Genomic DNA, 12,523 nt, shown 5'->3' on the forward strand with positions numbered 1-12,523 from the left:
AGCTGCTTCAGCTCCGCCGTCGCTGCGCCACCTGTCGGCAGGCGTCGAGCAGTGACGCCGCCGACCGCTCCCACGCGTAGTCGGCTGCGCGGGCGACGCCCGCTGCCGAGGCGGAGCGCCACGCCCCTGGATCGGCCTGCAGGCGCTTGGCCATGGTCGCGAGCAGAACCGCGTCCTCCGCAGGGAAGTATCCGGCGGCCGTCCCCCCGACCTCGCGGAAGATCGGTGTGTCGCTCACCAGGATGGGGGTGCCGGCCGACATCGCCTCGACGAGCGGCAGTCCGAACCCCTCGCTCTTCGATGCTGTCACGAGCGCCGTCGCACCCGCGAGGAGGGCGCGGTACTCATCGTCGCTGACGCCCTGGTGGGCGACGATCGACCCCGCCGGCGCCTGCGCCTCGAGCGCGGCCAGGGTCCGAGCATCCACCTTCGAGCACAGGTGGAGGCGCCATCCCGGCAGGTCGCGCATGGCACGAGCGAGGGTCTCGACGTTCTTGTACGGCATGAACGAACCCATGTAGACGAGGCTGGGCTCGCTCGGAGGCGCCGCCCTCGGCGTGGACGCGAATGCTGGATCCGGCGCGTTGGGCACGAGCGGGATCGGGCGCCGGGTCAGCCGCTTGGCCCGCAGCAGCTCGCGCGTGGTCGCCGAGACGACCGCAACCTGGTCCGCTCCTCGCAGCAGCAGGCGCTGCGGCCAGAACGACAGGTGGTAGACGCGCCACAGCGCGCGCACGTACCAGGGCAGGAACTGCGGCGGTCTCGGGTGCTCGTAGTAGATGAGGTCGTGGATGGTCAGGATCAGCCCGTAGCGCCGCCCCAGCGACCCCATCGTCTGCATCGGGCTCACGACCACGTCGGGGCTGAGCCGGTTGATCTCGCGGGCCACGAACGGCTCGGCGGGCGACGTCGGCGCACTGATGACCTCGTGCGGCAGGTCTGGCAGCATGTGCAGCTGTCGCTCGTCCGAGATGAGCATGGTCACCGGGTGGAGCGCGGAGAGGGCTCGTACGAGTTCGGCCGAGTACCTCGAGATGCCATCGTGACGATCGATGCGCACGTAGCGGCAGTCGAAGAGCAGTCTCACCTCGCGCGCTCCATCCGCGTGCCGGGTCGTGCGTCGGCGATGACGTCGGCGAGCAGGCGCGCGGCGGCGATCGGCGTCTCGTAGTGCACCAGGTGCCCGGTGCCCGCGATGACGTGCAGTGGCACGTCGGCGAGTCGGGCGAGTTCGAGCTGCGCCTCGAGCGGAGCGATGTCGTCGAGTGCACCGGCGATGAGGACGGTGGATGCCGGAAGCTCAGCGGCGTGCGCGAGCACGGAATCCGAGACCGAGGCACGGAATGCCGCGAGGAGGGTCTCGCGGTCGGAGAAGTCGGAGAAGTGACGCTCATGCTCCGCGTGGATCCAGGCCCTGAGCGGCTTGGACTTGGTCTTCGCCATGACCTCGCTCATGATGCGCGTGATGAGCGGGTGCGAGAGGAGCATCCGTCCTGCTGTGGCCGGTAGGCGCGAGCCGAGCCAGTAGTAGAAGATCGCGAGTCGGGTGAGGATCGCCTGCGGCCCTTCCAGAGCCGGTGATGCGATCGGGTTGACGAGCACGAGCGGCCGTTCCCCGATCGCGGACGGCCGCCTGGAGATCACGAGCGAGCCGAACGAATGCCCGAGCACGATCGCATCGCCGTGCGGATCGACCTGCTCGAGGAACGCCTGCAGCCACGCTGAGTAGTCGTCCAGCGTGTGCCCGCGCGACAGCGGTTCCGACTCTCCGAACCCCGGGAGGTCGGGGGCGATGAAGCGCACGTGCGGGAGACGATTCACGACCGGCAGCAGGCCGTGGTGCGTGCCGCGGAAGCCGTGCACCAGGACGACCGTGGCCGTGGCGTCTTCGGCGGCGGGCCCCACCTCCCACCAGGCGCATGCTGAGCCCAGGATGCGCTCGGCGTGGGCAAGCGACGGGGACCCGGGAGTGGCTGCAGGAGCGGAGGAAGGCATCGTGCAAGAGTGTACCGAGCAGGGCGGGAGGCCGTGCTCAGGCGCGTTCGCGCTCGGCGGGGACGCTGTTCCTGCACCAGGATCTCGAGGTGGGATGAGGAAGCTATGACCGAGTGGACGAAGCGGGTCGCCGTGTTCGATCTCGAGACGACGGGCATCGACGTCGAGAACGACCGGATCGTCACGGCGTTCGTGGGGCTCATCGACGGGGAAGGCACGGTCGAGCGCGGCACGGACTGGCTCGCGGACCCCGGGATCCCCATCCCGGAGCGAGCTGCGGCGGTGCACGGCATCACGACGGAGATCGCGCAGGCGGAGGGGCGACCTGCCGCTGAGGTCGTCACCGAGCTGCGGGCTGCCCTCGACTGGATCGCGCGTCATCGAGTGCCACTCGTCATCTACAACGCGCCGTATGACCTCACGCTCTTCGCTCGGGAGTGCGCGCGCCACGGCGTCGAGCCGGTCGTCTTCGCGGACCAGGTGGTCGACCCTCTCGTCATCGATCGCGCGCTCGACCGCTACCGCAAGGGCAAGCGCACCCTCACGGACACGTCGATCTTCTACGGTGTCGAGCTCATCGACGCCCATTCGGCCGGTGACGACGCCGTCGCGGCGGGCCAGCTCGCGCTTGCGCTCGCAGCCAAGTATCCAGCGGAGCTCGACGTCGAGCTCCCTGAGCTCCACGCGAAGCAGGTCACGTGGGCGGCTGATCAGGCCAGGGACTTCGAGGCCTACATGCGAGCCAACCGCGATCCGGACTTCACCGCGGACGGCGCGTGGCCGATTCGCACGGCGTCCTGACGCTGCGCCAGCTGGCCCGGGCCGGCCGGGCCGGCCTGACGCTCCCCAGGTCGGCCTCGCGGGAACCAGGGCGCACACAGCGCCTGAGGCGGGCGGGAACGCAGAAGGGCGGCACCGAAACGGTGCCGCCCTTTCGCGTGAGCAGTGAGCTCGTCTGCGACGCAGACGGGACTACTTGCTGCCGCCGCCGAACTTGGCGTAGCGGTTCTTGAACTTCTCGACACGGCCGGCGGAGTCCATGATGCGCTGCTTGCCCGTGTAGAACGGGTGCGAGGCGCTGGAGATCTCGACGTCGATGACGGGGTACGTGTTGCCGTCTTCCCATTCGATCGTCTTGGCGCTCGAGACCGTGGAACGGGTGAGGAACTTCTCTCCCGATGCGAGGTCGTTGAACACCACCGTGTTGTAGGTGGGGTGGACGTCAGCCTTCATAAGGGTTCCTTCAACGAGTTTGGTGAGCAGAATCGGACCACGGGTCCTGAGCCAAGGATCAACCTTAGCAGATCGGGGCCCGTGGGTGTCAGTGCGACGCGCGGGCCGTGTAGCGGCCAGCAGTGTTCGTGACGTGGAGGGGAAGACCGAACGTGGTCTCGAGGTTCGCGCTTGTCAGCACCTCGCCGATGGGGCCTGCGGCGACGGCCTTGCCCTCGCGCAGCAGGAGCACGTGAGTGATGCCGACGGGAATCTCTTCCACGTGGTGCGTGACCATGACGATGGCGGGGGCGAATGGGCTCTGCGCGAAGCTCGAGAGAGCGGCGAGGAGGTTCTCGCGGGCCCCGAGGTCGAGCGACGCGCTCGGCTCGTCGAGCAGGAGCAGCTCGGGGTCGGTCATGATGGCCCGGGCGATGAGGGTTCGCTTCTGCTCGCCGTCGCTCAGCGTGCCGAAGTCGCGCTCGGCGAAGTCGCCGAGACTCCACTCTTCGAGCACTCGCTGCGCGCGACGCTCGTCGATCTCCTCGTAGGCCTCGTTCCAACGGCCCGTCACAGCGTAGGAGGCCGTGAGCGCCACGTTGATGACGCTCTCGTCTCCCGGGATCCGGCGGGCCATCGCGCTCGAGGCGACGCCGATGCGCGGGCGCAGCTCGAACACGTTGGTCCGCCCGAGGCGCTCGCCGAGCACGTCGACCTCGCCTGTCGTCGGGTGCTGCGTCGCGGATGCGAGCGAGAGCAGCGTGGACTTGCCGGCTCCGTTGGGGCCGAGCACCGCCCATCGCTCCGTCTCGTCGACACTCCAGGTGACATGGTCGAGGATCGGACGACCGTTGCGAACGACCGTAGCGTCGTTGAATTCGAGAACCGTTGCCATATGCCCCAGCCTAAACGCGGCTCGCGCCGAGGCTTCGGCGGCGCACCGCGTCAGCCAACGAGCTGCTCGTAGATGGCGATGGTCTCGTCGCTGATGCGACGCCAGGTGAACTCTCGCTCGGCGCGTTCTCGCCCGGCCTTCCCGTAGCGAGCGGCCGTCTCCGGGTCGCTGACGACCTCGGTGAGGACTCGAGCCAGGTCGGCGACGAACTTGTCAGGGTCGAGCGGCGTTCCGGTTCCGTCAGTCGCCTGCTCGATCGGCACCAGGCGACCCGTGACGCCATCATCGACGACCTCGGGGATGCCGCCGGTCGCGGTTCCGACGACTGCCGTGCCGCAGGCCATGGCTTCGAGGTTCACGATGCCGAGCGGCTCGTAGATCGACGGGCACGCGAAGACCGTCGACGCGGAGAGCGCCGTCATGATCTCGCGCTTGCTGAGATGCCTCGCGAGCCAGACGACGCCGTCGCGCTCGGTCTGCAGCTGCGCGACGAGGGCGGCGACCTCGGCTTCGATCTCGGGGGTGTCCGGTGCTCCGGCACACAGGATGACCTGGACCTCCGGGGGGAGCTCGCGGACCGCGCGGAGGAAGTAGGGAAGGCCCTTCTGCCGCGTGATGCGTCCCACGAAGACCACTGCGGGGCGGTCGGGGTCGATGCCGAGCTCGCGCGCCGCCTCCGGGTCCTCGACCCGCTGCCATGCATCGAGGTCGATGCCGTTGTAGACGACCTCCACCTTGTCGGGGTCCAGGTTCGGGTAGGCGCGCAGGATGTCGGCTCGCATGCCGTGGCTCACCGCGATGATGCGGTCGGCGTGCTCGTAGGAGACCTGCTCGATCCAGCTGGAGAGGCGGTAGCCGCCACCCAGCTGCTCCGCTTTCCACGGACGCAGCGGCTCGAGGCTGTGCGCCGTGATGACGTGAGGGATGCCGTGCAGCAGCTTCGCGACGTGGCCTGCGGCGTTCGCGTACCAGGTGTGCGAGTGCACGAGGTCGGCACCCTGGATGTCGTTCGCGATCTCGAGGTCGGTGCCGAGGAAGCCGAGCGCCGGGTTCGCCGAACGCAGCGCTGGCGGCGTCGTGTAGGCGTACGTCTGCTGCTCATCGCGGGCGTCGCCGAAGCAGCGGACGTTGACGTCGATGTCGCGCCTCATCGCCTTGACGAGCTCGGTGACGTGGACTCCGGCCCCGCCGTAGACGGCCGGTGGATACTCGCGTGTTACCAGATCTACTCTCACGGGCTACACGGTAGTACAGCGGGGCTGGGAACCCCTAAGCTCGAGTCATGTCACAGGCAAAGGTGTTCGGCATCGTTCTCGCTGGCGGTGAGGGGAAGCGGCTCATGCCGCTCACTGCAGACCGGGCAAAGCCCGCTGTGCCCTTCGCAGGCCAGTATCGACTCATTGACTTCGCACTCTCGAACCTGGTGAATTCCGGGCTTCACAAGATCGTCGTCCTGACGCAGTACAAGTCCCACTCGCTGGACAGACACGTCTCGCACACGTGGCGTCTCCCGGCCATGCTCAACTCCTACGTCGCCTCGGTGCCTGCACAGCAGCGCCTCGGCAAGCGCTGGTTCTCGGGCTCGGCCGACGCGATCAGGCAGAGCCTGAACCTCATCAACGACGAGTCGCCGGACATCGTCGTCGTGGTCGGCGCAGACCACGTCTACCGCATGGACTTCTCGCAGATGATCGAGGCGCACATCGCCTCCGGTCGGAGCGCGACGGTCGCGGCCATCCGCCAGCCGATCTCCCTTTCCGACCAGTTCGGGGTCATCGACGTCGATCCGGACGACCGCACGCTCATCCGCGAGTTCCTCGAGAAGCCGGACGACGCGCAGGGCCTGCCGGACAGTCCCGGTGAGATCCTGGCGTCGATGGGCAACTACGTCTTCACGGCAGACAAGCTCGTGGAAGCGGTCATCCGCGACTCCACGCTGGAAGACTCGAAGCACGACATGGGTGGGGACATCATCCCGAGCTTCGTCGCGCAGGGTGACTGCGGCGTGTACGACCTCAAGGACAACGTGGTTCCCGGCTCCACGGACCGCGACCGCGACTACTGGCGCGACGTCGGCACGATCGACTCCTTCTACGACGCGCACATGGACCTCATCTCCACGCTGCCGATCTTCAACCTCTACAACGAAAAGTGGCCAATCTTCGCGCAGCAGCTGAACTCGCCGCCCGCGAAGTTCGTCCGCGACAGCCGCGGGTCGACGGGCACCATGATCGACTCGATCATCTCCCTCGGCTCCGTCATCTCGGGCGCCCACATCGAGCGCAGCGTGCTGGGCCCGTGGGACAACGTCGAGTCAGGGGCCGCGGTTGTCGACTCGATCCTGTTCGATCGCGTCAACGTGCAGGCCGGTGCCGTCGTGCGGCGGGCGATCCTCGACAAGAACGTCATCGTCAAGGAGGGCGCCTCCGTCGGCGTCGACCGCGAGCACGACCTCCGTCGCGGATTCACGGTCACCGACTCGGGCCTCACCGTCGTGGAGAAGTTCGGGATCGTCGAGCCGTGACGTCGGGCACGCTGACCCGCGCCCCGTTCCTGGTCCTCCTCGACGTCGACTCGACCCTCATCGAGGATGAGGTCATCGAGCTCATCGCCGACTACGCGGGTGTGACCGCCCAAGTCACCGAGGTGACGGAACGGGCCATGGCAGGCGAGCTCGACTTCGAGGAGAGCCTGCGGCATCGAGTCGCGCTGCTCAAAGGCGTGTCCGCGGCTGACGTCGCCTCGGTCGTCGACCGGGTCGTCGTCACCGACGGCGTCCCGGAGCTCGTCTCGGGTGTACACGCCGCAGGAGGGTACGTCGCCGCCGTCTCCGGCGGGTTCCACGAGATCCTCGACGACCTCGCTGCCAGGCTGGACCTCGACCGGTGGCGAGCCAACCGATTCGAGATCATCGAAGGCAGGCTCACCGGCCGAGTCTCCGGCCCCATCATCGGTCGCGAGGCCAAGCGCGACACACTGCTCGAGTGGGCAGACGAACTCGGCGTCGACCCGTCACGCACGATCGCGATCGGCGACGGCGCGAACGACCTCGGCATGATGTCGGCCGCAGGACTCTCGATCGCGTTCGATGCGAAGCCGGTCGTGCGCGAGCAGGCTCACGTGAGCCTCCCGGATCGCGACATGCGTCAGGTGCTGCACGTGCTCGGCCTCGCGGGCTGACCGCCACGGCACAGATGAAGGGCCGACCGGATGCGTGCATCCGGTCGGCCCTTCGTCAGTTCTCCGGGGGCCTGCCGCTAGTGCCCCATGCCGAGTCCGCCGTCGACGGGGATGACGGCACCGGCGATGTATCCGGCATCATCGCTCGCGAGCCACGCCGCGGTCTTCGCGATCTCGTCGACGCTGCCGTAGCGCGCCGCGGGGATCTGCGAAAGGTACTCCTTCTTCGTGTCCTCCGGCAGCACGGCCGTCATCTCCGTCTCGATGAACCCCGGCGCGATGACGTTGGCCGTGATGCCACGCGAGCCGAGCTCGCGGGTGAGCGAGCGAGCCATGCCGACAAGGCCGGCCTTCGCCGATGAATAGTTGATCTGACCGGGCGAGCCGAAGAGCCCGACCACGCTCGAGATGAAGACGACCCGCCCGAATCGGGCCTTGAGCATGCCCTTCGAAGAGCGCTTGAGGACGCGGAAGACACCCGTCAGGTTCGTGTCGATGACCTGCTGGAAGTCGTCCTCCGACATGCGGAGGAGGAGGTTGTCCTTCGTGATGCCCGCGTTGGCGATGAGCACCTCGACGGCCCCGAGCTCCTGCTCGACGGCTGTGAACGCCGCATCGACGCTTGCCGAGTCGGTGACGTCGGCCTGCACCGTGAGCGCGCCTTCCGGCCCGCCCTCCCCCGAGCGCGAGGTCACCGCGACGCGGTGCCCCAGGCTGACGAAGTGTGCGGCGATGGCGAAGCCGATGCCACGGTTTCCTCCCGTGACGAGGACGGTTCTTTGGGTCATGCTGCTCCCTTGAGACGGTGAGCTCCAGTCTAGGGGCGAGGAGTAAGCTGAGCAGATCGCCGAGAGGAGCACCTGCCACCGTGCGATCACACACAACGAACGTCACCTCCATGGCGGACAGCGAGTACGACGAGCGCGCCGCCCGCATGAAGAAGTACACCATCATGATGCTGATCAGGGTGGCGTGCTTCGTCGCGCTCATCTGGGTGCGCGGACCCTGGATGTTCGTGTTCGCAGCCGGAGCCATCTTCCTCCCCTACTTCGCCGTCGTCATCGCGAACGCCGCGACGCAGCGCAGAACACGCGGGGTGGAGCGGCCGAGCTTCCTCCAGCGCCGGGGCAAGCCGGATGCGTGACGCCTTCGACCTGCTCGGGGCCCTGCAGAACGGCGGGCTGGACGCCGCCGAGGCGGAGCCTCGGTGCTCGCGCGCGGCCTGCAGCGCCGATGCGACGACGCGCCTCGAGTGGCGCAACCCGCGCATCCACGACGAGGCCCGCCGCAAGGTCTGGCTCGCTTGCGGCGAGCATGCTGGCTACCTCGAGGACTTCCTCCGCCAGCGGGACTTTCCGGTGACCGCCTCCGCGCTCGCTGCAGAGGCGACCGACCACGAGGATGGGCGCGCGTGAGCGGCGAGCGTCGGTGGCGTTTCGCGCTGTCGAAGCGCTGGCTCGGCTACCTGGGCCTGCTCGTCGTGTTCGCCATCGCGTGCGGCTTCCTGAGCCACTGGCAGTTCGAACGCCGGGACGAGCGGGTCTCCGAGAACGCCCGCATCACCGGCAACTTCGACCGGGAAGCGGTTCCGATCGAGTCGGAGCTCGCGTCGCTCGACGCGTTCTCGATCAACCAGGAGTGGACGCCGGTGCTCCTGCAGGGCAGATACCTGACCGACGAGCAGCTCCTGGCCCGGTCTCGGCCACACAACGGCCTCCCCGGCTTCGAGATCCTGACGCCCTTCGAGACCGAGGACGGACGAGTGTTCATCGTGAACCGCGGCTGGATCCCGACCGGCGACGCGCAGGACTCCCCCGACCACGTGCCGGCACCTCCCGAGGGCGATGCGACGGTGGTGGCACGACTCAAGCCGGGCGAACCCGAGATTCCGGGACGCAGCGCTCCTGCCGGGCAGATCGCGACCATCCACCTGCCGCAGTTCGCCGAAGAGCTCGGCACCGACCGCGTGTACACGGGGGCATACGGCCTGCTGTCCGCCGAACGACCGTCAGCGGAGACCGGCGCGCTGACGACGAAACCCGCGCTGGACGAGGGCAATCACCTGTCCTACGCGTTCCAGTGGATCATCTTCGCGATCATCGCGCTCCTCGGCCTCATCTTCGGACTCCGCGCCGAATACCGCGACCGCAACCCGGATGACCCGAAGGTCAAGGAGGCCCTCGCCCGCGAACGCGAGCGAGCTGGCCGCCGACGCAGGACGGATGCGGAAATCGAGGACGAGCTCCTCGATCGCGCCGGTGCCTGACCCCGCCTGACCGCACAAGTCCCCTGTCACGAGCGAAGCGCATGCCCGTCGGGCATGCGCTTCGTGGCGTGGCAGGAGCTCCCCCGGGCGGGCGTGACTAGTTCATCGTGATGAGGTCGAAGTAGTCGGGCGTCCAGTGGTCCTCAACTCCGTCCGGCATGATGAGCACGCGCTCCGGGTTGAGGGCCTCGACGGCGCCCTCGTCGTGGCTGACCAGCACGACCGAGCCCTCGTAATGCGCAAGCGCATCGAGGATCTGCTCACGGCTCATCGGGTCGAGGTTGTTCGTCGGCTCGTCGAGGAGCAGGACGTTGGCGCTGGACACGACGAGCATCGCCAGTGCGAGTCGCGTCTTCTCGCCGCCGGAGAGGACCCCCGCCGGCTTGTGCACGTCATCTCCGGAGAACAGGAATGAGCCGAGCACCTTGCGCGCCTCGGTCTCCGTGAGGTGGCTCGAGACGCTCACCATGTTCTGGAGGACGCTGCGGGCGACATCCAGCGTCTCGTGCTCCTGGGCGTAGTAGCCGATCTTGAGGCCGTGGCCTGGCTCGAGCGCGCCCGTGTCCGGCTCGTCCACGCCGGCGAGCATGCGCAGAAGCGTCGTCTTGCCCGCACCGTTGAGCCCGAGGATTACGACGCGTGAACCTCGGTCGATGGCAAGGTCGACCGCGGTGAAGATCTCGAGTGATCCGTAGGACTTCGAGAGGTTCGATGCCCGCAGGGGGGTCTTGCCGCAGGCCGCGGGCGTCGGGAAGCGCAGCTTCGCCACGCGGTCCGCGACGCGGACCTCCTCGAGACCCGAGAGCATCTTCTCCGCACGACGCGCCATCTGGTGCGCCGCGGTGGCCTTCGTCGCCTTGGCACCGAACTTGGCGGCCTGCTGCTGCAGCACAGTCGCCTTCTTCTCGATGTTGGCGCGCTCCTTCTTGCGGCGCTCCTGGTCGGCCTCGCGCTGGCGCAGGTAGTGCTTCCAGCCCATGTTGTAGACGTCGATCACCTGGCGGTTCGCGTCGAGGTAGAACACGCGGTTGACCGTGTCGCCGACCAGTTCGACGTCGTGCGAGATCACGATGAGCCCGCCGGCGTATCCCTTGAGGAACTCCCGCAGCCAGATGACCGAGTCGATGTCGAGGTGGTTCGTGGGCTCGTCGAGCAGCATCGTCTCCGCGCCGGAGAACAGGATCCGGGCGAGCTCGATGCGGCGACGCTGTCCACCCGAGAGCGTCTGCAGCTCCTGGTCGAGGATGCGGTCCGGCAGCTTGAGGTTGCTGGCGATCGCTGCGGCCTCGGCCTCGGCCGCGTAGCCTCCGAGCGCGAGGAACCTGTCGTCGAGGCGCGAGTACTTCTTCATCGCGGCTTCCTGCTCGGCGGGGGTCCCGTCCGCCATCGCGAGGGTCGCCTCGTCGATGCCGAGACGCAGTTCGCCGAGTCCTCTGGCGTCCAGGATGCGCGTGCGCGCTGTCTGCGTGGGGTCGCCGCTTCTCGGGTCCTGCGGAAGGTAGCCGATCTCACCTCGGCGTTCGATCTTCCCTGCCGTCGGCAGGGTGTCTCCCGCCAGGATCTTCGTCAGCGTCGTCTTGCCGGCGCCGTTGCGGCCGACGAGGCCGATCTTGTCGCCAGCGGCAACACGAAAGTTGACTCCCGACATGAGGGTGCGGGCACCCATGGTGATTTCGAGGTCGTGTACGGCGAGCAAGAAGAGCATCCATTCGGTGGTGAGCGGGGCGAGCTGTGCGGTGCTGAGAGGCGGGTGTCAGGTCCACGCCGGAGTCGACCGGGCTGGCCCCGTAGCCGACAACCTGCCCAGTCTAGACGAGACGCGAATGAGCCCCGCCGAGGCGGGGCTCATCACGGTCGGACGCGGGTCAGATGTTGAACCCGAGGGCGCGCATCATGTCGCGCCCGTCGTCGGTGATCTTCTCGGGACCCCACGGCGGCATCCAGACCCAGTTGATGACGAAGCGCTCGACGGCGCCATCAAGCGCCTGGGCCGTGTCGGCCTCGATGACGTCGGTCAGCGGGCAGCCCGCGGAGGTGAGCGTCATGGAGATGACAAGCGCGTCGGAGTCGTCGTCCCAGTTCAGATCGTAGATGAGACCGAGGTCGACGATGTTGACGCCGAGCTCCGGGTCCACGACCTCTTTGAGCGCCTCTTCGATCTCGTCGTAGCGTGTCGCTTCGAGTGTCGTCAGTGCCATGGCGAGATCCTACGCCTCGACCTGCTGAGCGAGGTAGCGGTCGTACCCCTCGTTCTCGAGGCGGTCGGCGAGCTCGGGACCGCCCTGGTCGGCGACCTTGCCGGCGACGAAGACGTGCACGAAGTCGGGCTTGATGTACCGCAGGATGCGCGTGTAGTGCGTGATGAGCAGGACACCGAGGCCGGTGTTCTCCTTGACGCGGTTGACGCCCTCGGACACGATGCGGAGCGCATCCACGTCGAGGCCCGAGTCGGTCTCGTCGAGGACGGCGAACTTCGGCTTGAGGAGCTCGAGCTGGAGGATCTCGTTGCGCTTCTTCTCGCCACCGGAGAAGCCCTCGTTGACGTTGCGCTCGGAGAAGACCGGGTCCATGCGCAGTGCGGACATGGAGGACTTGACCTCCTTGAGCCACGGGCGCAGGGGCGGTGCCTCGCCGGAGACGGCGGTCTTCGCGGTGCGCAGGAAGTTCGCCACCGTCACGCCGGGGATCTCGACGGGGTACTGCATGGCGAGGAACAGGCCGGCCTTCGCCCGCTCGTCGACGGACATCTCGAGGACGTCCTCGCCGTCGAGCGTGATCGAGCCGCTCGTCACCTCGTACTTGGGGTGGCCCGCGATCGTGTACGCGAGCGTCGACTTGCCTGAGCCGTTCGGGCCCATGATGGCGTGGATCTCGCCCTGGTTGATCGTCAGGTCGACACCGCGGAGGATTTCCTTGGTGCCCTGGTCGGTCTCGACCGTGACGTGGAGGTCGGATATCTGCAGCGTGGACATGTG

General features: G+C 67.7%; 15 protein-coding genes. 6 read left to right on the plus strand and 9 right to left on the minus strand.

What is annotated here, in order from left to right; translation table 11 throughout:
* Window positions 1-7: 7 nt before the first annotated feature.
* Together F8O03_RS08275 and F8O03_RS08280 are read right to left on the minus strand one after the other, a co-directional pair.
* Window positions 8-1,087, minus strand: a complete 1,080-nt coding sequence (locus tag F8O03_RS08275; protein WP_151423442.1) for a glycosyltransferase family 4 protein — start codon at window positions 1,085-1,087, stop codon at window positions 8-10.
* A complete protein-coding gene (locus tag F8O03_RS08280) occupies window positions 1,084-1,995 on the minus strand; it encodes an alpha/beta fold hydrolase (protein WP_151423443.1) in 912 nt (303 codons plus the stop codon). Before F8O03_RS08280 ends, F8O03_RS08275 begins: the two co-directional genes overlap by 4 nt.
* Window positions 1,996-2,100: 105 nt before the next feature.
* On the opposite strand from F8O03_RS08280, the gene F8O03_RS08285 reads away from it, so the two are divergent.
* On the plus strand, window positions 2,101-2,796 hold the full coding sequence (locus tag F8O03_RS08285; protein ID WP_151423444.1) for an exonuclease domain-containing protein: 696 nt from the start codon (window positions 2,101-2,103) through the stop codon (window positions 2,794-2,796).
* 171 nt (window positions 2,797-2,967) lie between these two features.
* Here the strand turns inward: F8O03_RS08285 and F8O03_RS08290 are convergent, their stop codons facing one another.
* The 3 genes from F8O03_RS08290 to glgA form a co-directional block, all read right to left on the minus strand.
* A complete protein-coding gene (locus tag F8O03_RS08290; protein WP_068481959.1) occupies window positions 2,968-3,228 on the minus strand; it encodes a type B 50S ribosomal protein L31 in 261 nt (86 codons plus the stop codon).
* Window positions 3,229-3,316: 88 nt separating this feature from the next.
* Window positions 3,317-4,102, minus strand: coding sequence for an ABC transporter ATP-binding protein (locus F8O03_RS08295; protein ID WP_151423445.1), 786 nt, complete (start codon window positions 4,100-4,102; stop codon window positions 3,317-3,319).
* Window positions 4,103-4,152: 50 nt separating this feature from the next.
* Window positions 4,153-5,337, minus strand: a complete 1,185-nt coding sequence (gene glgA, locus F8O03_RS08300; RefSeq protein WP_104252891.1) for a glycogen synthase — start codon at window positions 5,335-5,337, stop codon at window positions 4,153-4,155.
* A 47-nt stretch (window positions 5,338-5,384) separates the two neighbouring features.
* Here glgA and F8O03_RS08305 point away from each other — a divergent pair, with 47 nt between their 5' ends.
* On the plus strand, window positions 5,385-6,626 hold the full coding sequence (locus tag F8O03_RS08305; RefSeq protein ID WP_104252892.1) for a glucose-1-phosphate adenylyltransferase: 1,242 nt from the start codon (window positions 5,385-5,387) through the stop codon (window positions 6,624-6,626).
* Window positions 6,623-7,282, plus strand: a complete 660-nt coding sequence (gene serB, locus F8O03_RS08310; RefSeq protein ID WP_244296073.1) for a phosphoserine phosphatase SerB — start codon at window positions 6,623-6,625, stop codon at window positions 7,280-7,282. The genes F8O03_RS08305 and serB overlap by 4 nt, the downstream gene beginning before the upstream one ends.
* A gap of 77 nt (window positions 7,283-7,359) precedes the next feature.
* Here the strand turns inward: serB and F8O03_RS08315 are convergent, their stop codons facing one another.
* Window positions 7,360-8,070, minus strand: coding sequence for a beta-ketoacyl-ACP reductase (locus F8O03_RS08315; RefSeq protein ID WP_151423446.1), 711 nt, complete (start codon window positions 8,068-8,070; stop codon window positions 7,360-7,362).
* A gap of 80 nt (window positions 8,071-8,150) precedes the next feature.
* Between F8O03_RS08315 and F8O03_RS08320 the strand changes: the two genes are divergently transcribed.
* The 3 genes from F8O03_RS08320 to F8O03_RS08330 are packed head-to-tail and all read left to right on the plus strand — an operon-like array spanning window position 8,151 to window position 9,548.
* Complete coding sequence (locus tag F8O03_RS08320) at window positions 8,151-8,426, plus strand: DUF3099 domain-containing protein (RefSeq protein WP_151423447.1); 276 nt, start codon at window positions 8,151-8,153, stop codon at window positions 8,424-8,426.
* On the plus strand, window positions 8,419-8,697 hold the full coding sequence (locus F8O03_RS08325; protein WP_244296077.1) for an acetone carboxylase: 279 nt from the start codon (window positions 8,419-8,421) through the stop codon (window positions 8,695-8,697). The genes F8O03_RS08320 and F8O03_RS08325 overlap by 8 nt, the downstream gene beginning before the upstream one ends.
* The gene (locus F8O03_RS08330; RefSeq protein ID WP_151423448.1) at window positions 8,694-9,548 is read left to right on the plus strand and encodes an SURF1 family cytochrome oxidase biogenesis protein; all 855 of its coding nucleotides are present in this window, start codon (window positions 8,694-8,696) and stop codon (window positions 9,546-9,548) included. The genes F8O03_RS08325 and F8O03_RS08330 overlap by 4 nt, the downstream gene beginning before the upstream one ends.
* 97 nt (window positions 9,549-9,645) lie before the next feature.
* Here F8O03_RS08330 and F8O03_RS08335 read toward each other — a convergent pair whose 3' ends face one another.
* From F8O03_RS08335 to sufC, 3 genes are all read right to left on the minus strand, one after another.
* On the minus strand, window positions 9,646-11,244 hold the full coding sequence (locus F8O03_RS08335; protein WP_104252979.1) for an ABC-F family ATP-binding cassette domain-containing protein: 1,599 nt from the start codon (window positions 11,242-11,244) through the stop codon (window positions 9,646-9,648).
* Between the two features lie 169 nt (window positions 11,245-11,413).
* Window positions 11,414-11,746, minus strand: a complete 333-nt coding sequence (locus tag F8O03_RS08340) for a metal-sulfur cluster assembly factor (RefSeq protein WP_104252896.1) — start codon at window positions 11,744-11,746, stop codon at window positions 11,414-11,416.
* Between the two features lie 9 nt (window positions 11,747-11,755).
* Window positions 11,756-12,520 (minus strand): Fe-S cluster assembly ATPase SufC, encoded by a 765-nt coding sequence (sufC, locus tag F8O03_RS08345; RefSeq protein WP_104252897.1) that lies wholly within the window; start codon window positions 12,518-12,520, stop codon window positions 11,756-11,758.
* Between the last annotated feature and the right edge of the window lie 3 nt (window positions 12,521-12,523).

Origin of the sequence: Pseudoclavibacter terrae (assembly GCF_008831075.1) — a bacterium.
GTDB classification, from domain to species: Bacteria; Actinomycetota; Actinomycetes; order Actinomycetales; family Microbacteriaceae; genus Pseudoclavibacter; species Pseudoclavibacter terrae.

Coding starts and splice junctions, on each gene's coding strand:
- F8O03_RS08340 (WP_104252896.1), bottom strand. CDS start 11,746: ATGGCACTGACGACACTCGAAGCGACACGCTACGACGAGATCGAAGAG.
- F8O03_RS08280 (WP_151423443.1), bottom strand. CDS start 1,995: ATGCCTTCCTCCGCTCCTGCAGCCACTCCCGGGTCCCCGTCGCTTGCC.
- F8O03_RS08295 (WP_151423445.1), bottom strand. CDS start 4,102: ATGGCAACGGTTCTCGAATTCAACGACGCTACGGTCGTTCGCAACGGT.
- F8O03_RS08325 (WP_244296077.1), top strand. CDS start 8,419: ATGCGTGACGCCTTCGACCTGCTCGGGGCCCTGCAGAACGGCGGGCTG.
- F8O03_RS08285 (WP_151423444.1), top strand. CDS start 2,101: ATGACCGAGTGGACGAAGCGGGTCGCCGTGTTCGATCTCGAGACGACG.
- sufC (WP_104252897.1), bottom strand. CDS start 12,520: ATGTCCACGCTGCAGATATCCGACCTCCACGTCACGGTCGAGACCGAC.
- F8O03_RS08305 (WP_104252892.1), top strand. CDS start 5,385: ATGTCACAGGCAAAGGTGTTCGGCATCGTTCTCGCTGGCGGTGAGGGG.
- F8O03_RS08290 (WP_068481959.1), bottom strand. CDS start 3,228: ATGAAGGCTGACGTCCACCCCACCTACAACACGGTGGTGTTCAACGAC.
- F8O03_RS08315 (WP_151423446.1), bottom strand. CDS start 8,070: ATGACCCAAAGAACCGTCCTCGTCACGGGAGGAAACCGTGGCATCGGC.